Source organism: Lactobacillus sp. ESL0230 (assembly GCF_003692805.1).
GTDB lineage: Bacteria > Bacillota > Bacilli > Lactobacillales > Lactobacillaceae > Lactobacillus > Lactobacillus bombicola.
This window is the reverse complement of sequence record NZ_REHI01000006.1, coordinates 688300-710157: the sequence shown is the minus strand read 5'-3', so window position 1 is coordinate 710157 and position 21858 is coordinate 688300. Positions and strand designations below refer to the sequence as shown.

The following is a 21858-nucleotide window of genomic DNA, read 5'->3' as shown; positions in this document are numbered from 1 at the left end:
TAAATAATTAAGGAGTAACTTCAATTATGAACAAAATAAAAATATTAGGTTCAATTGGACTTATCAGTACTGCTACCTTAACTCTGGTAGCTTGTGGCAAGGGCAATGGTACTAATAGTGAGGGGGCCAAAACGGCGAGTAAGTTTCCGGTAGAAACACCGATTAAGGATGCTAAGCAAGGTGGTACCTTAAAAGTGGCTGAGGAAATGGACACCCCATTTACCGGTATTTTTAATGAAGAATTACAAATGAGTCAGCCTGATGCTGATGTAATGAGTCCTGGTCAAGAGTCCTTGTTTGACACTGATGATCATTATAAAATCAATGACAAAGGAGCAGCGACTTTAAGACTGAACCGTAAAGCTAAGACAGTAACAATCACCGTTAAAAAGGGCGTAAAATGGTCAGATGGCAAGCAAGTTACTGCTAAGGACATTGAATATGCTTATGAGATTATTGCAAATAAGGGTACAAAATCTGAAAGGTACTCATCACAATTTAATATAATTGAAGGCTTGAAAGAATACCACGAAGGTAAGGTAAAGACAATTTCCGGAATTGAAATGCCTGATGGTGAAAATGGAAGAACTGTTATTATTCATTGCAAGGAATTAAAACCAGGAATGGCATATGTAGGTAATGGATATATCTGGGAAAATGCAGCCCCGTATCACTATTTAAAGGATATTCCATTTACTAAATTAGAGTCTTCCGACGAAGTTCGCAAAAGGCCTTTACTTTTTGGGCCATTTCAAGTCCAAAAAGTTGTGCGTGGTCAATCAGTAACTTGGGTACCGAACAAGTACTATTGGCGTGGTAAACCAAAGCTAGATAAGATTATCTATCAAGTAGTGTCACCTAATTCAGCTTCACAAGCAATTAAAAGTCATAAATTTGATATTGCGCGGGTGGTAAATAACCAGTGGAAGCAAGTTAAAGATACTAAAGAGGTAAACTTTATTGCCAAAATTCCTTTAGCATATTACTATTTGGGTTTTAAAGTTGGTAAATGGGATGCGAAAAATTCTAAGAACGTTATGAATCCAAAGGCCAAGATGTGTGATAAGAACTTGCGTCAGGCCATGGCTTATGCGATGAATACGGATCAAGTATATAAGCATTATACAGATGGGTTGAGTTTCCAAATTCCTACCTTAATACCAGCCCAATTTGGTGATTACTTTGATAAAAATAATAAAGGTTATACTTATAACATTAAGAAAGCTAATGAAATCTTAGATAAAGCTGGATATAAGAAGAAAGGCAAATGGCGCACAATGCCAAATGGCAAAGCGTTGACTATTAATTTTGCAGCTAAGTCTGGTGATGCAATTCAAGAGCCAATTGTGCAAAATTATATCCAACAATGGAATAAGATTGGCTTGAATGTTAAGTTGGTTGGTGGTCGTTTAACTGAGTTCAATTCCTTCTACGATAAAGTACAGCATGATGCCCCAGGAATTGATGTTTACATGGCGGGTTGGACTTTATCAGATGAACCATCGCAGGCTCAGCTGTATAGTGAAGGAACTATGCAAAATTATTCTAGATTTGTTACACCGGAAAATAACAAGTTAATTGCAGAAATGGATTCACAAAAGGCCTTCGACCATAAATATCGGGTGGAAAAATTCCATGAATGGCAAAAATACATGGTTGATCAAGCTTATGTTGTACCAACTTATAATCAATATAATATTGATGCAGTAAACAACAAGTTAACAGGTTACTCATTAAAGCCGTCAAAAATTAATTATGATCATCCAATGTGGTTCAATGTAGGTTTTGTTAAGTAAATAAAGTTGGGGCATTTTTTTAATTTAAAAAAGCGATTTATTAATTAAGAAAACTATTGCATAAATGTTGTAATAGTTTTCTTTTTTATTTTAGGTATTAAAAACTGGTATAATTTATAAAGAAAGGAATTTATAAGATGGTCAGTTCGAAATTTATTAATCAATTAGCAGAAAAATATAAAATTAAGTTTGATAATAAAAAATTATTAGAAGAAGCTTTCACACACTCATCCTATGCCAATGAGCATCCTGAAAGTGGAATTCGGGATTATGAAAAATTAGAATTTTTAGGGGATGCAGTATTAGAATTAGCTATTTCCAATTACTTATATTGTAATTTTACAAGTTTAAATGAGGGCGAATTAACACGAATGCGTTCAAACATTGTAGACACCGAGGGCTTTGCTGAATTTGCCTATAAATTCGGCTTTCCTGCTGAAATAAATCTGGGTCGTGGTGAAGAAAAAGCGGGTGCCAGATCACGCAAAACCTTGTTAGAAGATGTTTTTGAAGCTTTTAATGGGGCACTTTTTCTTGATCAAGGAATGGATGCTGTAGAACATTTTCTAAGTTTAACTGTTTATCCGTTAATTGATGCAGGCAAATTTGATGCTTCTCGCGATTACAAAACTGATTTGCAAGAATTTTTACAACAGGATGGACCAGTTAAAATTGAATATACAGTACTAAGAGAAGAGCAAACTCCCTCACGCTTTACTGTTCAATTAAAAGCTGATGGTCATATTTTATCGCAAGGGCAAGGGCATAATAAGAAAACAGCCGAGCAGGATGCAGCAAGAGTTGCTTTAGCTAGACTTAATTAGGGGGATAAATTTGTGCCATTAACGGAACTTATTATTGATGGTTTTAAATCATTTGCCGAAAAAACAACGATTAAATTCGATACGGGAATTACTGGCATTGTTGGTCCTAACGGCAGTGGGAAAAGTAATATTACTGAGGCCATCCGTTGGGTAATGGGTGAAACAAGTGCAAAATCACTACGTGGTTCTAATATGAAAGATGTTATTTTTGCTGGTAGTGAGTTTCGCAAATCAGCTAGTTATGCTCAAGTTTCCTTGATTTTTGATAATCAACAGCATGATTTGAATTTTGAAGCAAATAGGGTGATCGTTACCAGAAGAATTTTGCGTTCAGGTGATAGTGAATATTTAATTAATAAACGTAATGTACGTCAACACGATATCCGTGATTTATTTATGGACTTAGGTGTGTCACAAGACAGTTTAGCCATTATTTCTCAAGGACGAGTTGATCAAATTTTAAATTCGCGCCCCGAAAATCGGCGTGGCTTGTTTGAAGAAGCAGCTGGTATTTTATCTTTTAAAAAGCAAAAAGAGCAAGCGAATCTTCAATTAGAGCAAACAACTGATAATTTAATTAGAATTAATGATTTGGTTAAAGAGCTAGAGCAAAGAATTGAGCCTTTAGAAGAGCAAAGTTCTCTTGCAAAAGAATATCAGTTTCAAAAGAATGGTCTCGATAAAGAACTAAAAACATTACTAGCTTTTGAAATTGAAAATATCGATAGTCAAAAACATCTACTTCAGAAAAAGGCTAAACAAAATCAAGTTCTTTTGTCAAAGCTTGACCGAGAAGTAAAAGAATCTCAGAATGCTGTAGCTGCTAAAAGAAATGAATATAAGCAAATTAATGATCAACGTGAACAAATTCAAAATGAATTACTGGCTTTGACAAAGAAACTTTCTGATATTAATACTAATTTACAAGTGGCTGAACAGAGTAAACAATACACTGAAGCAACGAAAAAGGAATATCAGTCTGAATTAGCAAATTTAAAAAAATCAGTTAAAAGTTGTCAGGTAGATTATGCGAACTTAAGCAAAACAGAACAGGATTTGAAACAACAATTAAAGGAATTAAATGCTAAAAGGACCGAACTAACATATCGCTTGCAGCAAGATCCAGCTCAAATGAATAAAGATTTAGAGCAATTGCGTGCGCAATACATTCAATTGTTACAAGAGCAAACCTCAAATAATAATGAAATTGTTTATCTTAATTCAGAATTAAAAAGAACTAGCGATGATAGTACATATCAAAATGATGATGTGACTGATCAATTAATAAAGGGAACAAGTGAGCTAGAAAGACTCAGTAGTGAAGGAAAAGCTTTAAAAGAAAAACTTCAAGCGGCGCAAAAGCAACTATCTGCTTTAAATGATCAACAGGCTGAGAGTAAAAGTAAATTAGAGCGTTTACGCCAGGTATTAAATGATAACAGTCAGCGATACAGCCAAGTTTGTGCTCGCTATGAAGCTTTAGAAAATATTCGTAAACGTCATGAAGGGTATTACTTTGGAGTCAAAAATGTTTTAAATAATTTAGACAAGTATCCTGGTGTTATTGGCGCAGTAGGTGAGTTAATCTCTTTTCCAACTGAATTAGAAGCAGCAATGGCAACTGCTCTAGGGGGAGGTGTTCAGGACCTTGTGACTACGACCAGTGTTAGTGCAAGAGATGCAATTAATCAATTAAAAAGAAGTCATGCGGGACGGGCGACATTTTTGCCTTTAGACGGACTAAATAATCATGCAATCCCAACTTCAACCGTCAGGCTGATGGAATCATATACTGGCTTTCAAGGAATAGCAAGTGAGCTAGTAACAAGTACTACCAAGCAAGATATTAGTGCAGCAATTAATTATCTTTTAGCAAGTACAATAATTGTAGATACAATTGATCACGCAATGCAATTGCGGCAACAAATCTCGCGGTATCGCATAGTGACCCTTGATGGAGATGTGATTTCTCCTGGTGGGTCAATGACTGGGGGAGCCCGCAATCAAAAAAGCAATTCCCCCTTACAAACGGTTACTGAACTTAATCAGTTAAAAGTAACAATGGATATGTTGAAGGAGCAATTAGCAAAAAATCAAGCTGATTTTGCAGTATTATCGGTAACAAATGAATCTTTAGCTCAAGAAATTAGTCAGCTAGAGGCCCAAAAGCAAAAATGTAGTCAAGACTTGAATGAAGCAGTACTTTCATATCAAAATCAAGAAAAGGAAGTAAAGCGGCTTAAAGCGGCTAAAAAATTATTTGAAGCTCGTCAAGAAGAACGAGCACAGCAAAGAATAGATATTAAAGAAAAGCTTAATATTGCCGAAAAGCAAAAGGTAAAATTAATTAAAAAAATCGATCAACAAAAAGTTGAAATTGAAAAAACTCAGGACAAGATAAAAAACTTTACCGAATTAAATCAAGAAGTTCAAGCTAAGCTAGCCGAAGTAGATCCACAAATCGCTGTTTTTAGCAATAAGTTAGAAAATTTATCTAAACAACAAGAAGAAAAGCAGCATGATTTAACCCATCACCAAAAGCAAATTAGCGTATTAACTAAAAAGTTAGAGACAATCATTCAAAGTGGCGCAGTAGATCAAGATAAAAAGCAGCAAATGAAAATTGAAAAGGAACAGAGCACTCTGCAGCAAACTAAACTGCAAGAGCAATTAAATAGTTTGAGTTCTCATTTGGGGCAATTTGATGCAAAAATTAACCAACTTGATCAAGTAGCTAGCCGAAATTATGACTTACGTAAAGACGCGGCAGGAGAGCAAGAAGATCTTTCGGTTCAAATCGCTCAATTAAATAGTAAAATTGATCAGCGTCTTAGTCAGCTTAGTGAGGATTATGCTTTAACTTATGAAGCAGCATTGGCTCAAGCTGAAGGTGAAAATGATGCAACTACTAGGGAACAACTGCAAAAAAGTGTTAAACTTCATCAAATGTCAATTGCAGAAATTGGTCCAGTTAATTTAAAATCTATTGAGGAATATGATGAAGTTAAAAAACGTTATGATTTTCTTAATAATCAGCAAAATGATTTGTTAAAGGGCCGTGATAATTTGCGCCAATCAATGGCGGAACTAGATCAAGAAGTTTCAACTAGGTTTAATCAGACCTTTACAGCAGTTGCTAAAAGTTTTGCTACTCTTTTTCCGGTTGTGTTTGGGGGAGGAAATGCTAAGCTTGTTTTAACCAACCCAGATGATTTATTAACTACTGGAGTTGAAATAGTAGCCCAGCCGCCAGGTAAGAAATTACAGCAACTTAGCTTATTATCTGGTGGAGAACGAGCTTTAACAGCTATTACGTTGCTATTTGCAATGTTAAAGGTTAAACCGGTTCCTTTTTGTGTATTAGATGAAGTTGAAGCAGCACTTGATGATGCCAATGTGACCCGTTTTGCGCAGTTTTTAGAAAAATACGATATGCACACGCAATTTATTGTTATTACTCATCGGCGTGGTACCATGGAACGTGCTGATCAATTATATGGAGTTGTAATGCAAGAATCTGGCGTTTCACAAGTTTTGTCAGTTTCATTAAAAGAATTAAAAAATGAGGTAAATTAGGATTGGGATTATTCAATAAAATCAAAAAGTCACTGTTTGGTAATAATGATGACGAAAAAAATAAAGAAAAGCTGACTAATACGGTAGTAGATGTTGAAGCTGATGATGCTTTGTCATCTGTGAATGATGATCAAGCTAAACAAGCTCTTGATAACGAAAAGAAAAAGGCAAATGCCAAAAAAGAAGCTGATTTTAAAACAGCTACTGCTATTTCAGACTCAGCGGCAAAAGAGAGTACAATCACAACAAAAACGGATGCTGAAGCAAATATTGATTCGAGCGCGGCACAAGCACCAGCAAGTGAATATAACGCTGCTAATAATGCTGACTTATACGAAAAGGGACTTGAAAAGACTAACAAAGGTTTTGGTGCGCGGTTAAATAAATTTTTTGCTCAATTTCGAACTGTAGATGAAGATTTTTTTGATGATTTAGAAGAACTATTAATCGAATCGGATGTGGGCTATGAAACAGCTGAAAATCTAACAAATGAGTTGCGTGATGAAGCAAAATTACAAAAAGCTAAATCACGTGATGATTTAAAGAAAGTAATTGTTGAGAAGTTAGTCGATCTTTATGACCAAAATGGTGATAGCGAAAATGAGCAGTTACGTGTACACGATGATGGACAACTTAACATTTATCTTTTTGTTGGTGTAAATGGTGCAGGAAAAACTACTACCATTGGTAAATTAGCTAAGCGCTTCAAAGACGAGGGCAAAACAGTTGTACTAGCTGCTGCTGATACTTTTAGGGCAGGTGCTGTTGAGCAACTTGTCGAATGGGGCAAACGAGTTGATGCGCCAGTTGTAACTGGTAAAGAGCAAGCTGATCCTGCTTCGGTAGTCTTTGACGCAACTGCAAAAGCAATTAAAGAGCAAGCAGACTATTTGTTGGTTGATACGGCTGGTCGTCTACAAAATAAGAAAAATTTGATGAATGAGCTAGAAAAAATTGAACGGACTATAAAAAAGTTGGCGCCTAATGAACCAACTGAAACTTTACTAGTTTTAGATGGCTCAACTGGACAAAATGCACTTTTGCAGGCAAAAGATTTTGATAAAACGACTAAATTAACAGGTTTAGTTTTAACTAAGTTAGATGGTTCATCTAAAGGGGGAGTAGTGTTAGCAATTAGAAATGAAATGAAATTACCGGTTAAACTAGTTGGCCTAGGAGAAAAAGCTAGTGACTTAGCAGATTTTGATGCCGCTAATTATGCGGTTGGACTTTTCCATGACTTAGTTTAAGATAGAATAAAAAAGGAGATATTTTATGAAAGAATATAGCGCTTGTACAACAATTTTAGTTGGTAAAAAGGCATCTGTTGATGGATCAACCATGATTGCTAGAAATGATGATACTTTTAGGCCAATTACCCCTCAGAAATTTATCATTGAACCAGCTGCTAAAAAAGAAAAGGGACGCAAGATTAAGTCATGGCTTAATAATTTTGCAATGGATTTGCCAGAAGATGCTCAAGCTGTTCCGGCAGTTCCTAACGTGGATTATAAAAATCGTGGCTATTATGATGAAAGTGGTATTAACCAAGAAAATGTGGCAATGTCATGTACCGAATCAACCTATGGTAACGAACGCGCACTAGCCTTTGATCCATTAGTGAAGGATGGTCTTGATGAAGACTGTATGCAAACGGTTGTTTTACCTTATATTCATTCTGCTAGAAATGGAGTTGAATATTTAGGTAAATTAATTAAAAAATACGGCTCACCAGCCGGTAACTCAGTTTTATTTGGTGACAAAGATGAAATCTGGTATATGGAAATTGTTACTGGTCACCATTGGGTAGCCCAAAGAATTCCAGATGATGCTTATGCAGTTGCTGCTAACCGTGTTTCGATTGAACAAGTTGATTTTAATGATTCCGATAATTTTATGTGGAGTGAAGGCATCCAAGATTTTGTTACTAAATACCACTTAAATGTTGATCACGAGGGTTGGAATTTCCGCCATATATTTGGTACATACAGCCAACAAGATCGCTACTATAACACTAACCGCGTTTGGTATGGACAGAAGTATTTTAATCCTGAAATTGAGCAAGATCCAACAGATGGTGATTTGCCATTTATTCGTCGCGCTACGAAAAAGATTACGCGTGAAGATATTGAATTTGTTTTGGGGAGTCATTATCAAAATACACCTTTTGATCCTTTTGGTAAGGGAACAGAAGAAGAAAAGCATCGTTTTCGTCCAATTGGGTTAAATAGAACCCAAAACGCGCATATTTTACAAATAAGAAATGATGTCCCAGCTGATAAAGCAGCAATTATGTGGCTATGTATTGGTGGACCAACTTTCACACCATTTGTGCCATTCTTTGCGAATATGAATGACACGGATCCATCATATAGCAATACTTCAATGGAATATAACATGAATGATGCATGGTGGTATTACAAATCTCTAGCAGTATTAGTAGAAAGTCACTATCCGCAATTTGTTCAATTAGATACTGACTATTTGAAGGAATTGAATCAATACTATCGCAGTCGTGTTAATGAAGTTATTATTGGTGCAGCTAATAAAAAGGGTGTAGAATTAACTGATTATTTGACTAAGGCTAATCAAGAAACAGTTGCCTATACGCGAAAGCAATCAGAAAAATTATGGGGTCAAATGATGATTGATTCCATCAATATGTCAAAATTGACTTTTAATATGGATGCTAATTTATAATTGATTTATTAGATTGGTGAAATTTAATAATTATAATAGTCTGCTGTTGCTAACTTAAGTACGATATTTAAATAATCCAGGATTATTCTGGGTTATTTTTTTATTTAAAAAAAGCTCTAACCTTTACGATTAGAGCTACTAATTATTTTCTTGCGGTAATAGTTGAATGATGAATACCATATAGGTAGTAGATTAATATACCAACAACTGTCCAAATCAGCATATATTGCTTTGCTTCATTATCTAAGCCCAAAAATACAACGAGTGAGCCACTAAATGCTAAAAAAGGTAGTACGGGATAAAATGGCATCTTAAAAGATGGTTCAGCAATATCTTGACCTTCTCTTGGTCGCAATTTATAGATACCAATTGAAACAAACATAAAGGCAATTAACGTACCAGCGGAAACTAACTGTGTTAAAAATGAAAATGGGATAAATGCAGAAATAATAATTGCTACTAGCGATACTACCCAGAGTGAACTGGCAGGGCGATGATCTTTGTTTAATTTTCCTAATTTTTTAGGTAACATTCCATCCCGGCCAAAAGAGTATACTAACCGCGAACTTGCCATGCAAAGACCAATTAAAGCTGTAAACATCCCTAGAATTGCAATTGATTGCACAATAAGGGCAATTGTCGTATGACCAGTTTGACGTAAGGCATAACCGACTGGTTCGGCCGAGTTTAAGTACTTCTGATAAGGTACCATTCCTACTAATACTAGACTTACAGCAATAAATAACCCGACTGCTATTAATAAGGAGCCAATGATACCCCGAGGCATAGTCTTTTGAGGATTAACAGCTTCGGCGGAATTTGAAGCGATAGCATCAAAGCCCAAAAAAGATATATAGATCATTGATACTCCAGCATAAATTCCTTGCCAACCTCCAAATGGGCCATGAGCTGTCATACGATAATGTGGAATAAATGGCATAAAATTAGCTTTTCTAACCACAGTTAAACCGACAAAAACAAATAATAAAATTGCCAGTACTTTAACCACTACTAAGACATTTTCGACTTTTGATGCTTTTGATACCCCAAAACTAACTAAAATAGCCGATAGCAAAATGGCAACCAAAGCCACTAAGTCAAATATTCCACCCTTAACTCCTAGTGGATTGGCTAAGGCAGTAGGTAATTTCCAGCCCAGTGGAGTAACCAGTGCGCGTAAATTAGCTGATAGGCCCGAGCTAATAAAAGCCATACCGATTAAGTATTCTGCTAAGAGCGCCCAGCCTGAGATCCACCCCCAGAATTCCCCAAAAATGACATTAATCCATGAATAAACAGAACCTGCAAAAGGCATTGCTGCTGCCATTTCCGCGTAAGCAAAAGCGACTAAACCAGCAACAATGGCTGCTAACAAGCAAGAAATAGCAACAGCAGGTCCTGTATGTAGAGCAGCTACTTCTCCTGGTAAAGTAAAAATAGAAGTTGATACGATTGTTCCTACCCCAAGAGCAAGAAAATCGCGTACCTTTAAAGTTCTAACTAGTTGGCCATCTTTTTGTTGATAGATACTAGGATCTTCTTTTCGGTTCATTGTTTTCCATAAATTCAATTTCATTTCTCCTTGATTTTAATAAAACAATATCTGCACTATTACGAGTGAAATAAGCGTATTAGCACTGCAAATTGTATAAATAAAAAAGGGTACTAAGTTCAGCATGACTAAGCACCATCAATAAATTAATCTCTAATTATACTAGTGGTAATCATACCTATATTTAGCTTGAAAATCAAGTTTTGCCAAGTTTGACTTTACTAAATATAACTTTCAAGATCGTCATTTAACGGCATTTTTGCTATACTAATTCAAGGTGAAAAAGTAATGGATGAACTAGAAAAAAACGAAACAATAGGTGATTTATATGCCTATTATGGTAAGCTTTTAACAAAAAGTCAGCAGAATTATTTTGAAGATTATTATTACAATGATCTTTCTTTGAGTGAAATTGCGGCTAACCACCAGGTTTCGCGCCAGGCAGTTTATGATAATTTGCGGCGATGTCGCAAGCTTTTGTTTAACTATGAAGAAAAATTGCAAATGCAAAAAGAATATAATGAAATTGAGCAGGCATTAGCTAATCTTAGTGAGATTGTTAAGCAAAAAAAGCAGGACCAAGCTTTAAGTTTAATCAATGATTTATTAGCAAAAATGAGAGGAGAATAATTCATGGCCTTTGAAAATTTAAGCGAACGAATTCAAAAAGCATTACGTAATTTAACCGGTAAAGGTAAAATTTCAGAAGAAGACATTAATGCAGCGAGTAGAGAGATTAGACTAGCTTTACTTGAAGCTGATGTTAATTTTAAAGTAGTAAAAGATTTTATTAAAAAAATCAAAAAAGAAGCGCTAGGTAAAGAAGTTCAAGAGAGTCTAAATCCAGGGCAACAAGTCATAAAAATAGTTAATGATGAATTGACCAAGATGATGGGTTCAAGTGCAACTATTCTGAATAAATCAAAGCATATTCCTACAATAATTATGATGGTTGGTTTACAGGGTACTGGTAAAACAACTACGGTTGGTAAATTAGCTAATCAACTAATTGAAAAAGAAAAAGCGCGGCCATTACTCATTGCTGGTGATATTTACCGTCCAGCAGCTATCGAACAATTGCAACAAATTGGTGCTGATTTAAAAGTACCAGTTTATAGTGAACAGGATCAATCAGATGTAGCACAAATTGTCGCAAATGGATTGAAACAAGCAGAGCAAAACAAGAACGACTATGTGATTATCGATACTGCTGGTAGGTTGGAAATTGATGAGCCCTTAATGGAGGAGCTTGAACAAGTAAAAGAAATTGCCCAACCAGATAATATTTTGCTAGTTGTCGATGCAATGACGGGGCAAGTTGCTACTGATGTGGCAGCCGGATTTGATAATCGGCTTGATATTACCGGCATTATTTTAACTAAGCTTGATGGAGATACCCGAGGTGGAGCGGCGCTTTCAATCAGAGCGGTGACTGGTAAGCCGATTATTTATACTGGACAGGGTGAAAAATTAACTGATTTAGAACAGTTTTATCCAGATCGGATGGCCTCACGAATCTTGGGAATGGGTGATATGCTCACTTTAATTGAGAAAGCCCAGCAAGACTATGATGCCAAAAAAGCAGCAGCTGTTGCAGCAAAAATGAAAGAAAATACTTTTGATTTCAATGATTTTGTTGATCAATTGGAGCAAGTTGAAAAGATGGGGCCGCTTGATCAAATAGTCAAAATGATTCCAGGAATGGCTAATAATCCGCAATTAAAGAATATGAATTTTGATAAGAAGCAAATTGTTTATGTTAAAGCAATTATTTCTTCAATGACTCAAGCAGAACGTGAAAATCCAGAATTACTTAACCCCAGTCGCAGAAGAAGAATTGCTGCCGGCTCTGGTCGTCCGATTGTAGAAGTAAATCGAATGATTAAGCAATTCAAACAAGCTCGCGAGATGATGAGTAAAATTACTAATGGTAATTTTAAAGGGATGGAAAATTTACCTGGGATGAATTCACCGATGGGACGCATGGCTATGAGACACATGGGTAAAAAGTTTAAAAAAAATAAAAAGAAACGAATGAAAGTTAAGCGCTACCATTCTTAATCAATATGTTAAGGGAAAACACTTTACACTTTTTCAAAAAAGTGCTATATTATAATCCGTAACTTTTAGGAGGAATAAATTTATGTCAGTTAAAATTCGTATGCGCCGTATGGGTGCTAAAAGAAAGCCTTTTTATAGAATAGTTGTTGCAGATTCAAGAATGCCACGTGATGGCCGTTTTATTGAAGAAGTAGGTTACTACAATCCTGTTTCAGAACCAAAAGAATTGAAACTTGACGAGGATAAGATTTTTGAATGGCTAAAGAAGGGTGCACAACCTTCTGACACAGTTCGTTCACTACTTTCAAGTGCCGGTTTAATGAAGAAGTTGCATGATTCAAAATTCAATAAGTAATGAATTTGCCGGTTAAAAGTTTGAGGCCCCTTATGCTTCAAACTTTTTTCTTTTGAGTTAGGAGAAAAAATGCAATTTTACGATGTTGCAAAAATTTTAACTACCCATGGCTTAGCGGGAGAACTTAAAATCGCTTTAATTACCGATTTTCCGCAGGAACGTTTTGTTGCGGGCAATAAATTATCCCTAAAAAATGACACTGATAGAACTTTAACTGTTAAAACTGCCAGACCATTTAAGCAATTTTGGCTAGTTCAATTTACCGAAATTGATACAATTGAAGTCGCAAAGCAGTTAATGGGTAAAATATTGGTAGTGAGTGAGCTTAATCAGCATCAACTACCTCCAGGTACATATTATTATCGTGATATTTTAGGTTGCCGTGTGCTTGATAATTTAACTGGTAATGATTTGGGGCAAATTACTGGCATTGAAGCCCCTGGTGCTAATGATGTGTGGGAAGTTACTGAAGATTCTGGGAATGAATACCTGCTTCCTTATATTGATGAAGTAGTTAAACAAGTCGATATTACCAATAAAAGAGTTTATGTTGAGTTACTGGAGGGTTTGCGCGATGCAGATTAACGTATTGACTCTTTTTCCAGATATGTTCACGCCTTTACAAACTTCGATGCTTGGTCGCGGACTTGAGGACAATAAGTGGCAATTAAATTTAGTCAATTTTCGTGATTTTACAGCTGATGTTCACCATCATGTTGATGATGCACCATATGGTGGTGGCGCCGGAATGGTCCTACAGATTATGCCAATTAAAAGGGCACTTGATTCCTTAAAAAACAAAGGGAAAGTAATCATTACAGCTCCGCAAGGAAAGATTTTTAATCAACAAGTTGCTCAAAATTGGGCACGTGAAGAAAATTTGACCTTTATTTGTGGTCATTATGAAGGTTTTGATCAACGGGTTTATGATATGGCTGATGAAGTTGTTTCAATTGGTGACTATGTTTTAACTGGTGGGGAACTGCCAACGATGAGTATGATTGATGCAACTATTCGCTTGTTACCTGGTATTTTAGGTAATGCTGCTTCACCTATTGATGAAAGTTTTTCTCATGGATTATTGGAGTACCCACAATATACCAGACCTGAAAATTTTGAAGGCATGAAAGTACCGGCAGTTTTAACTTCTGGTAACCATCAAAAAATTGCTGAATGGCGGCATAAAGAAGCGTTGAAAGTGACATATCTTAAAAGGCCGGACTTGCTTGAAAAATATGTTATGACTACAGCTGAAAAAAAGATGTTAAGTGAAATTAAAGCTGAAATTAACAAAGCTTGATTTGCAATCAAGAATTTGCTAAGATAGTTCAGGTGCTATACGGGCACTAATAATTAGGGGTGTTCCGCTGGCGGAAGTAACGTTAATGAATGCCGAAGAAGGAGAAAAACAATGGATCCATTAATTCAAGAATTAACTAAAGAGCAATTACGTGATGATATTCCTGATTTTCGTGCAGGTGACACTATCCGTGTTCATGTACGTGTTGTTGAAGGTAGTCATGAACGTATTCAGATGTTTGAAGGCGTTGTAATTAAGCGTAAAGGCGCTGGTATTGCAGCTGCTTACACTGTTCGTAAGATTGCTTCTGGTGTTGGTGTTGAACGTACCTTCCCAGTTAATGATCCACGTGTGGCTAAAGTTGAGGTATTGCGTCATGGTCGTGTACGTCGTGCTAAGCTTTACTACTTACGTGAACGTCATGGTAAGTCTGCAAGAATTGCTGAGAAGCGTCGTTAAACAAATAAAAAGTAGAACTATCTTTTTAATAAGGACAGTTCTATTTTTTTATGTTAAAATACCAGCAATCTTATTTTAGCTAGGAGGTTTTAAAGTGCAACGGCCTTTTTTATTAGATTTTGACGCAAATCGAAACGCAGTATTAGAGCCAGACCATGAAAGAAGTAAAGTGAATTATCACTTTCACCGAAAATTGTTATTTGCATTTATTACAAATGATGCAATAAAACGATTTTTAATAGTATATCCGCATCGTTTAATAGGACAATTTGATTGCTTTGAAGGTAAAACCCCCATTTATGAAGTTGAAATTGGTCAAGAGAAAATCACATTTTGTCAAGCCAAACTTGGTGCTGCAGCTGCCACTGAATTACTTGATTGGCTAATTAGTTATGGGGTTAAGCAAATATTAACGATTGGCTCGGCTGGAACATTGGTTGACCTGCCAGAAGGTTATTTTTTATTACCAACTAAGGCAATTAGAGATGAAGGTACTTCATTTCATTATATAAAAGCCAGCAACTTTGTTGACTTAAACTCAGCTTATTTAAGCCGAATTGAATTTTTAATGAAACGAAATGGTTTAAAAGCTAAGAAAGTTTTAACCTGGACAACTGATGGTTTTTTCAGAGAAACTGCTCAAAAAGTTCAACAATTTAGAAAACTTGGTGCTGCTTGTGTTGAAATGGAGTGTGCAGCCATGGCTGCATGTGCACAATTTCGCCGAGTTGATTTTGCGCAAATCTTATTTACGGCAGATTCATTAAGTAATATTGAATGTCACAATGATAGGGGCTGGGGGCTGGATACTCATGAAACCGCCCTCACCTTAGCGGCTAAAATAATTGCTGAAGTTTAAACATACTTTGTGAAAAATATGGTTGTGAAACCTATATGAAACATTGACGTATTTCACAAAATAAAATAAATAAGTTGATATTAAAGCATTTATCAAAAAAATAACGCCAAAACTTTGTGAATGGAATAAATCTAATAGATGTGGAAAATTAGCATTGCTTTTTGTTATCGGACTTTTTTATAAAAAAACTACAAATATCAATTTAATTGCAGTTAGATATTTGTAGTTAAAAGTTATTAATCAGGCTTTTTTAGCCAATTTAGAAAATGTTATTGCGATAAAGTCCAACCACTTTACCTAATATTTGCACTTTATCTAAAATAATTGGTGCCATATTGTCATTTTCAGGTTGAAGACGATAATGATCTTTTTCTTTATAAAAGCGTTTAACGGTTGCTTCATTTTCATCGGTCATAGCAACTACTATTTCACCATTAATTGCTGAACTTTGCTTGCGAACAATAACATTGTCACCGTTTAAAATGCCAGCATTAATCATACTTTCACCATGAATTTTTAGCATAAATAGGTTATCTGAATCATTAGCCAAATCTGGCGGAAGAGGAAAATAATCTTCGATATCTTCAACTGCTAAAATTGGTTCACCAGCGGTTACCACACCAACTATTGGAATTTCAGTAGATTTAATGCCCAAAACTTTTTTGCCTTGAGCGGTTACTTCTAAGGCACGTGGTTTAGTAGCATCTTTAAGCAGAAGTCCTTTTCGTTCAAGTCGTGTTAAGTGACCATGAACAGTTGAAGTAGATGATAGTCCTACTTCATGGCAAATTTCGCGCACAGTAGGTGGGAAGCCACGCTTTTGTACAGTATCATAGATATATTGGAGAATTTGCAGTTGTTTAGGATTTTGCTTGGTAGTCATAAATACGCTCCTATAGTAATGACAATTATCTTAAGTTAAGTTTATTTTAGCAGATATTATAGCTATATGCAAACAAACGTTCTAAAAGCTTAGACTTTTTTTATAGTTAAAAATAAGGTAGACTTTTTTATTGAGAGGTGCAAAGAATGACAAAAGACAAAGAAAAAAAGATGGTTGACCGAATCAATGAACTTTATCATAAGAAAAAGGCTGAGGGTCTAACTGCTGAGGAAGAAAAAGAACGAGAAAAATTACACCAAGAATTTATCAAAAACTTTCGGGCCAGTTTTAAGCAAGATGTTGAAAATTTGGTAATACTTGATAAAGATGGTAAAGAAATTACTTCTGAAAAAGCTAAAGCGATTCAACGGAAAAAAGCTTTAAGAAAAAATTAACTTTAGCCTTTAATTTTAAATGATTTTTAGGTAAGATATATTTATTGGACAAATTGAGGTGACTGTTTTATGAATTTAGGGTTAGAAATTTTTTTAATTATTATTGCACTACTAATTGGTCTTGTAGGAGGCTTCTATGGTGCAAGAACTTATATGAAGAAATATTTTAAAGATAATCCACCAATCAGTGAAGATATGATTGTTGCCATGATGTCACAAATGGGACAGAAACCTTCGGCTAAGAAGGTCAACCAAGTAATGAACATGATGAAACATCAAAAATAAATAATTTTACTAGATTGAAAAAGACGGGGTTTATCTCCGTCTTTTTGTATAAATAAAGTTAGGTGAATAATGAGTATATTTTATAAATTAAGTTGGTTCTTTAAACAGGAGAAAAAAAGGTATCTCATCGGTATCACATTTTTAATACTAACATCTTTTGTCAATTTAGTCCCACCACGTATTTTAGGCTTAATGGCTGATCAATTAAATCAAGGACATATTTCTTGGAGTGAATATACCTTACTGATTTTGACAATTATTATTGCTGCTTTATTATTATATAGTTTTCGCTACTTTTGGCGAAAGCAGATCTGGGGTGGTGCTGCAGAACTCGAGTTACAATTACGGTCAAAGCTATTTCGTCATTTTATGGAAATGGATCGGACTTTTTATCAAAGACATCGAACTGGTGATTTGATGGCTCATGCTACTAATGATGTTTCGGCAGTGCAAGAAGTAGCAGGTGAGGGGGTACTGACCCTAGTCGATTCTTTGGTCATGGGCTTATCTACTATAGTTGCTATGGTGATTTTTGTAAACTGGCGTTTGACAATAGTTGCTTTATTACCCTTACCATTTTTAGCTGTCGGGGCTTGGAAGTTAGGTGATAAACTACATGACTCGTTTGATAAATCTCAAGCAGCTTTTTCCCGTTTAAATAATAAGACGCAAGAATCAGTTTCTGGAATAAAAGTAATAAAAACTTTCGGTCAAGGAAAAGCTGATGCGGCAGCATTTAATGCTATGGTTGCTGATACAATTCAAATTAATAAACAAGTATTTAAGTGGGATTCAATGTTTGATCCCTTAAGTACCTTATTGATTGGCTTAACTTATGCCATAACTATCATTTATGGTGGACTAATGGTGGTTAATCATTCATTATCAGTTGGTCAGCTAGTTTCCTTTATTGCTTATATTGGCAATATGGTTTGGCCCATGTTTGCAATTGGCTACCTTTTTAATATTTTAGAACGTGGCAGTGCTAGTTATGATCGGATTGAAAAATTACTAGCTGAAAAGCCTGAGATTACAGATGATAAGGCTGACCCAAATTTATCTGCGACTGATATTACTGGCGATTTAGTATATCATATTAATTCTTTTGCCTATCCTGATGAACCTAATCTCCCCATACTACATCATATTAATTTCACTTTAAAGACTGGGCAAACATTAGGTTTAGTCGGTAAAGTTGGAGCTGGTAAAACTTCAATCATTCAACTGCTTTTACGGGATTTTGATAAGTACGATGGTCAAATTACATTGAATGGTTTAGATATTCGGCAAATTCCGTTAGAACTTTTATTAAAACAAATTTCTTACGTTCCACAGAATAATTATTTGTTTTCAACTAATATTAAAAATAATATTTCTTTTGCAAAAACGAACGCACAAAAAGCAGAAATTATTTCGGCTGCAAAAAAGAGTGATTTACATGAAGATATTATGCAAATGCCAAGAGATTATCAAACTTTGGTAGGGGAAAATGGTATTTCGCTTTCTGGAGGACAAAAGCAACGAATGTCAATTGCACGTGCTTTGGTTAAAAAAAGTCAAATATTAATTTTGGATGATGCTTTATCGGCCGTTGATGCCAGAACTGAGATGGCAATTTTAAAGTCTTTAAATCAAGAACGCAAAGACAAGACAACAGTGATTGCAACTCATCGCTTAACTTCAGTAATGCATGCTAACCTGATTTTAGTATTAAAAGATGGTCAAATTGTTGAGCGTGGAACTCATGACCAGTTATTAGCTGCTCATGGTTGGTATGCAGATATGTGGCAAAAACAAGAATTAGAAGAAAAGGTTGGTGAATAGTGTGGACGAACAAGAGACGAATCAATCTGTTTGGGCTCAAGAAATTCCGGTTAAAGAACAGTTAAAAATATTAAAACGATTACTTGGTTTTGTTTGGCGTTTTAAAAATGAAATTATTGTTGCTGGGATTGGTGCTTTTTTAGTTAGTGCAATTAATATGTTGTTACCCTATGGATTACAGTTCTTTCTGGATAACTATCTAGTAAAAGCAGATGTTACAACACAGGTGATTATTTTTGCTGGTATATTATACGCTTTAGGCTCTATCATTAAGGCAATATTGCAGTTTACTTATGAATATTTTTTTGCTTTAGGGTCAGAAAAATCATTAGAAGCTTTACGAACAGATCTTTATCAAAAATTGCATACTTTAGGAATGCGTTATTTTGATCAAACTCCTGCAGGCTCCATTGTGTCACGCGTAACCAATGATACAATGACTTTGAGCAACTTTCTGACAGTTTTAGCTAGTGTGGTTCTTTCATTTTTTTCAATTATTTCTGCTTTAATTGCCATGTTTTCGACGAATACATTAGCTGGTTTTATTGTCCTTGCTTTTCTACCAATTTTATTATTGATCATTTGGCAGTATTCAAAAAGAAGTTCCAAGCTGTATCGTAATTATCGGGAACGCTTAAGCAGGATTAATACAAATTTAAATGAATCAATTGAAGGTGTTTCTCTTATTCAACAGTTCAAACAGGAAGAGAGAATGAGCCATCATTTTGAACAAGAAAATTCTAATTTGATGAGAACTAGGTTCAGTATGATTACTCTTAATTCAATCTTACTTTCACCATTGACTAGTTTATTATATTCACTAGCCTTGGCATTGACGTTAATGTATTTTGGCTTTCCATTGCGGGAGACTTTTGTTCCAGCGGGAGTCGTTTATGCATTTTCGCAATATATTTCACAGTTTTTCAATCCAATAGCAACTTTAATGGATCAAATGACCTTTTTTCAGGATGGAATAGTTGCTGGTAAACGAATTTTCAAAATTTTAGATAATATTAATTATGAACCTGCGCAAAATGAACAATCAGGACTGACTATTAGGCAGGGGAAAATTGAATTTAAACATGTTAGTTTTTCTTATGATGGTCAAAATGAAATTTTACATGATATTTCTTTCACAGTTAATCCCGGAGAAACTTTAGGAATTGTTGGGCATACTGGATCAGGAAAAAGTTCAATTATTAATGTAATGATGCGTTTTTATGAATTTTATCAAGGTGAAATTTTAATTGATGGTGTAGATATTAGAAGGTATCCTAAAGCCGAACTTCGCCAGAAACTTGGACTTGTTTTACAAGAGCCGTTCATGTTTTATGGTGACATAAGTTCAAATATTAGATTATATAATGATAAAATTACAGACGACCAAATAAAAAAGGCGGCTAAAACCGTACAAGCAGATGATTTTATTAAAAAATTAAGTGGAGAATATCATGCAGAAGTTGGTGAAGGCGGTAGTGAATTTAGTCAAGGGCAGAGACAACTAATATCTTTTGCTAGGACTTTAGTTACAGATCCCAAAATTCTGGTTTTGGATGAAGCAACGGCAAATGTTGATACTGAAACTGAAACTTTGATTCAGAAGGGATTGAAAAGCTTACGCCAAGGACGTACTACTTTAGCAATTGCTCATAGATTGTCTACAATTGTTGATGCTAATCAAATAATTGTACTTGACGACGGCAAAATTGTTGAACGTGGTACTCATGATGAATTAATTAATCAACATGGTTACTATTATAATCTGTACACGTTACAAAATAGACATAAGCAAAACTAAATAACTGTTTCAAAATCAAAAAGGCACTGATAATTTATCAGTGCCTTTTTGATTTCTTATTTTTAGGAGTGCAAACTGAATCACGTATTTGTAATTGTGGCTGATGCACAATTGAGGAAAATTTTTTACCTTTAATTAATGTTAGTATTCCCTTACCAGCTTCTTTTCCGACAAGAGTTCTTTGATAATTCATGGTGGTTAAACTAGGAGATAAATAAGTTGCAGAATCGAAATTATCAAAACCAACAACAGATATATCTTGCGGAATCTTGATATTTTTGTTTTTTAACTTATCAATAACTAAGACAGCAAGTTCGTCGTTATAACAGGCAATTGCTGTTGGCACTTGCTTACTTTTAAGATAAACATCAATTTTTTGACTAATAACTGAAAAGGAATCGTGGGAGTTATACATAATTAGATTACTATTAGTTAAATTGATATTACTAGATTGGTATGCTGCAATAAAACCTTGCATGCGTTCAACTCCTTGGCAATCATCAATTTGAAATATTCCAAGGATGTTTTCGTGTCCCTTTTTAAGTAAATAAGTAATTAACTCTTTTTCTGATGCTCGATCAGAATTAGTAATGGCAGGAAAATCGAACTCAGCATATTTAGCATTAATAAATAATAATGGGATTTTACTTTTAGCAATTCGTCTATAAATATCTGAATTTGGGCAAGGTTTGGCACTCTCACTTGGTTCAACTATTAGTCCAGCTACTTGGGAATCGAGCATTTTTATTAAATTAAATCGTTCTTTATCTGGATAATTATGAGTATTAGCTAGTAGCAAAGAATAACCAGCAGGCTCAATTACAGCATCAATTTGCGAGATGATTTTGGGAAAAATGTAATCTGCTATATGGGTGCAAATTAACCCAATTATTTTACTTTTTGGATTAGCTTGCCATTTTTTGTTCCAATCTTGGATATACATTCCGCTACCTTGAACTTTATAAATTAAATGTTCGTTTTGTAGTTCAATTAAAGCCTTCCGTACTGAATAACGTGTGGATTGGAAACGTTGCATTAATTCATTTTCAGTTGGTAATTTTTGATTGGTTTTGAAGCCCCCTAAAGTTATTTCATTCCTGAGGGTTTCCGTAATAGCGATATAATCACTTTTCACACTGATTCTCCCAATATTTATTCGAATAAATATTTGATAATAATAGATAATCTTTA

19 protein-coding genes are annotated in these 21858 nt (G+C 34.9%); 16 read left to right on the top strand and 3 right to left on the bottom strand.

Going from position 1 to position 21858, the window contains the following annotated elements; all coding sequences use genetic code 11:
* The first annotated feature begins 26 nt into the window (after positions 1 to 26).
* The 5 genes from F5ESL0230_RS05200 (at position 27) to F5ESL0230_RS05180 (ending at position 8896) form a co-directional block, all read left to right on the top strand.
* A complete protein-coding gene (locus F5ESL0230_RS05200) occupies positions 27 to 1796 on the top strand; it encodes an oligopeptide ABC transporter substrate-binding protein (protein WP_122021876.1) in 1770 nt (589 codons plus the stop codon).
* A 137-nt stretch (positions 1797 to 1933) separates the two neighbouring features.
* Positions 1934 to 2620: a ribonuclease III gene (gene rnc / locus F5ESL0230_RS05195; protein WP_122021875.1), complete on the top strand. Its 687-nt coding sequence runs from the start codon at positions 1934 to 1936 to the stop codon at positions 2618 to 2620.
* 12 nt (positions 2621 to 2632) lie between these two features.
* Positions 2633 to 6196: a chromosome segregation protein SMC gene (smc, locus tag F5ESL0230_RS05190; protein ID WP_122021874.1), complete on the top strand. Its 3564-nt coding sequence runs from the start codon at positions 2633 to 2635 to the stop codon at positions 6194 to 6196.
* A 2-nt stretch (positions 6197 to 6198) separates the two neighbouring features.
* The gene (ftsY, locus tag F5ESL0230_RS05185) at positions 6199 to 7446 is read left to right on the top strand and encodes a signal recognition particle-docking protein FtsY (protein WP_122021873.1); all 1248 of its coding nucleotides are present in this window, start codon (positions 6199 to 6201) and stop codon (positions 7444 to 7446) included.
* Positions 7447 to 7471: 25 nt separating this feature from the next.
* Positions 7472 to 8896: a C69 family dipeptidase gene (locus F5ESL0230_RS05180; protein WP_122021872.1), complete on the top strand. Its 1425-nt coding sequence runs from the start codon at positions 7472 to 7474 to the stop codon at positions 8894 to 8896.
* 142 nt (positions 8897 to 9038) lie between these two features.
* On the opposite strand, the gene F5ESL0230_RS05175 is transcribed toward F5ESL0230_RS05180, so the two are convergent.
* Entirely contained in the window at positions 9039 to 10466 is a 1428-nt protein-coding gene (locus F5ESL0230_RS05175) for an APC family permease (RefSeq protein ID WP_199692502.1), read from the bottom strand.
* 270 nt (positions 10467 to 10736) lie between these two features.
* On the opposite strand from F5ESL0230_RS05175, the gene ylxM reads away from it, so the two are divergent.
* The 7 genes from ylxM (at position 10737) to F5ESL0230_RS05140 (ending at position 15482) form a co-directional block, all read left to right on the top strand.
* The gene (gene ylxM, locus F5ESL0230_RS05170; RefSeq protein WP_122021871.1) at positions 10737 to 11078 is read left to right on the top strand and encodes a YlxM family DNA-binding protein; all 342 of its coding nucleotides are present in this window, start codon (positions 10737 to 10739) and stop codon (positions 11076 to 11078) included.
* A gap of 3 nt (positions 11079 to 11081) precedes the next feature.
* Positions 11082 to 12509 (top strand): signal recognition particle protein, encoded by a 1428-nt coding sequence (gene ffh / locus F5ESL0230_RS05165; RefSeq protein ID WP_122021870.1) that lies wholly within the window; start codon positions 11082 to 11084, stop codon positions 12507 to 12509.
* Positions 12510 to 12591: 82 nt separating this feature from the next.
* Positions 12592 to 12864 (top strand): 30S ribosomal protein S16, encoded by a 273-nt coding sequence (gene rpsP, locus F5ESL0230_RS05160; protein ID WP_090092711.1) that lies wholly within the window; start codon positions 12592 to 12594, stop codon positions 12862 to 12864.
* Between the two features lie 69 nt (positions 12865 to 12933).
* The gene (rimM, locus tag F5ESL0230_RS05155) at positions 12934 to 13449 is read left to right on the top strand and encodes a ribosome maturation factor RimM (protein WP_122021869.1); all 516 of its coding nucleotides are present in this window, start codon (positions 12934 to 12936) and stop codon (positions 13447 to 13449) included.
* Positions 13439 to 14164, top strand: coding sequence for a tRNA (guanosine(37)-N1)-methyltransferase TrmD (gene trmD / locus F5ESL0230_RS05150; RefSeq protein WP_118896262.1), 726 nt, complete (start codon positions 13439 to 13441; stop codon positions 14162 to 14164). Before rimM ends, trmD begins: the two co-directional genes overlap by 11 nt.
* A 111-nt stretch (positions 14165 to 14275) precedes the next feature.
* A complete protein-coding gene (gene rplS, locus F5ESL0230_RS05145; RefSeq protein WP_090092706.1) occupies positions 14276 to 14623 on the top strand; it encodes a 50S ribosomal protein L19 in 348 nt (115 codons plus the stop codon).
* A 94-nt stretch (positions 14624 to 14717) separates the two neighbouring features.
* Positions 14718 to 15482: a nucleoside phosphorylase gene (locus F5ESL0230_RS05140; protein ID WP_122021868.1), complete on the top strand. Its 765-nt coding sequence runs from the start codon at positions 14718 to 14720 to the stop codon at positions 15480 to 15482.
* Between the two features lie 259 nt (positions 15483 to 15741).
* Here F5ESL0230_RS05140 and lexA read toward each other — a convergent pair whose 3' ends face one another.
* On the bottom strand, positions 15742 to 16365 hold the full coding sequence (gene lexA, locus F5ESL0230_RS05135) for a transcriptional repressor LexA (protein WP_122021867.1): 624 nt from the start codon (positions 16363 to 16365) through the stop codon (positions 15742 to 15744).
* A 146-nt stretch (positions 16366 to 16511) separates the two neighbouring features.
* Between lexA and F5ESL0230_RS05130 the strand changes: the two genes are divergently transcribed.
* From F5ESL0230_RS05130 to F5ESL0230_RS05115, 4 genes are all read left to right on the top strand, one after another.
* The gene (locus F5ESL0230_RS05130; RefSeq protein ID WP_122021866.1) at positions 16512 to 16760 is read left to right on the top strand and encodes a DUF896 domain-containing protein; all 249 of its coding nucleotides are present in this window, start codon (positions 16512 to 16514) and stop codon (positions 16758 to 16760) included.
* 69 nt (positions 16761 to 16829) lie between these two features.
* A complete protein-coding gene (locus F5ESL0230_RS05125; RefSeq protein WP_090092700.1) occupies positions 16830 to 17045 on the top strand; it encodes a YneF family protein in 216 nt (71 codons plus the stop codon).
* Positions 17046 to 17114: 69 nt separating this feature from the next.
* Positions 17115 to 18869 (top strand): ABC transporter ATP-binding protein, encoded by a 1755-nt coding sequence (locus F5ESL0230_RS05120; RefSeq protein ID WP_122021865.1) that lies wholly within the window; start codon positions 17115 to 17117, stop codon positions 18867 to 18869.
* Position 18870: 1 nt separating this feature from the next.
* Positions 18871 to 20667, top strand: coding sequence for an ABC transporter ATP-binding protein (locus tag F5ESL0230_RS05115; RefSeq protein WP_122022049.1), 1797 nt, complete (start codon positions 18871 to 18873; stop codon positions 20665 to 20667).
* A gap of 37 nt (positions 20668 to 20704) precedes the next feature.
* On the opposite strand, the gene F5ESL0230_RS05110 is transcribed toward F5ESL0230_RS05115, so the two are convergent.
* Complete coding sequence (locus F5ESL0230_RS05110; RefSeq protein WP_122021864.1) at positions 20705 to 21802, bottom strand: GntR family transcriptional regulator; 1098 nt, start codon at positions 21800 to 21802, stop codon at positions 20705 to 20707.
* Positions 21803 to 21858: the final 56 nt, after the last annotated feature.

Excerpts from the sequence above, each read along its gene's own strand:
- rnc (WP_122021875.1), top strand. The coding sequence starts at position 1,934 with ATGGTCAGTTCGAAATTTATTAATCAATTAGCAGAAAAATATAAAATT.
- F5ESL0230_RS05130 (WP_122021866.1), top strand. The coding sequence starts at position 16,512 with ATGACAAAAGACAAAGAAAAAAAGATGGTTGACCGAATCAATGAACTT.
- ffh (WP_122021870.1), top strand. The coding sequence starts at position 11,082 with ATGGCCTTTGAAAATTTAAGCGAACGAATTCAAAAAGCATTACGTAAT.
- F5ESL0230_RS05125 (WP_090092700.1), top strand. The coding sequence starts at position 16,830 with ATGAATTTAGGGTTAGAAATTTTTTTAATTATTATTGCACTACTAATT.
- rpsP (WP_090092711.1), top strand. The coding sequence starts at position 12,592 with ATGTCAGTTAAAATTCGTATGCGCCGTATGGGTGCTAAAAGAAAGCCT.
- rplS (WP_090092706.1), top strand. The coding sequence starts at position 14,276 with ATGGATCCATTAATTCAAGAATTAACTAAAGAGCAATTACGTGATGAT.
- F5ESL0230_RS05180 (WP_122021872.1), top strand. The coding sequence starts at position 7,472 with ATGAAAGAATATAGCGCTTGTACAACAATTTTAGTTGGTAAAAAGGCA.
- rimM (WP_122021869.1), top strand. The coding sequence starts at position 12,934 with ATGCAATTTTACGATGTTGCAAAAATTTTAACTACCCATGGCTTAGCG.
- trmD (WP_118896262.1), top strand. The coding sequence starts at position 13,439 with ATGCAGATTAACGTATTGACTCTTTTTCCAGATATGTTCACGCCTTTA.
- F5ESL0230_RS05200 (WP_122021876.1), top strand. The coding sequence starts at position 27 with ATGAACAAAATAAAAATATTAGGTTCAATTGGACTTATCAGTACTGCT.
- lexA (WP_122021867.1), bottom strand. The coding sequence starts at position 16,365 with ATGACTACCAAGCAAAATCCTAAACAACTGCAAATTCTCCAATATATC.
- F5ESL0230_RS05120 (WP_122021865.1), top strand. The coding sequence starts at position 17,115 with ATGAGTATATTTTATAAATTAAGTTGGTTCTTTAAACAGGAGAAAAAA.
- ylxM (WP_122021871.1), top strand. The coding sequence starts at position 10,737 with ATGGATGAACTAGAAAAAAACGAAACAATAGGTGATTTATATGCCTAT.